We start from the raw sequence: 265 nt of genomic DNA, 5'->3' as shown, positions 1-265 counted from the left end.
GTGCAGATCGTCCTGCCCAAGGGCCAGCAGGTGCTGATGCGCCTGGAATTCTGCCGCGCCTGGGAAAACGGCGCGGAAGCCGGCACCCTCAAGGATGCCGGCGACGATCCCGACGTCACCCATGGCGCCCTGGTGTTCGCCCGGGTGCGCCTGAGCGCCGAGCCTGGCGTGCGCTTCCATGCCGGCCCCGGGGTCGGTACGGTGACCCGCCCGGGGCTGACCCTGGCGGTCGGCGAGCCGGCGATCAATCCGGTGCCGCGACAGA

Annotated in this window: 1 protein-coding gene; it reads left to right on the top strand. The window is 72.1% G+C overall.

What is annotated here, in order from left to right; all coding sequences use genetic code 11:
- The coding region (locus tag ACLJNW_RS25770) for a cobalt-precorrin-5B (C(1))-methyltransferase (protein ID WP_410961449.1) at positions 1-265 on the top strand (265 nt) is incomplete at both ends.

Source organism: Salmonella sp. SAL4457, assembly GCF_046548235.1.
Classification (GTDB): domain Bacteria; phylum Pseudomonadota; class Gammaproteobacteria; order Enterobacterales; family Enterobacteriaceae; genus Salmonella; species Salmonella enterica.
Note: the sequence above shows the minus strand (reverse complement) of the source record. Positions and strands in the feature narration are given on the sequence as shown.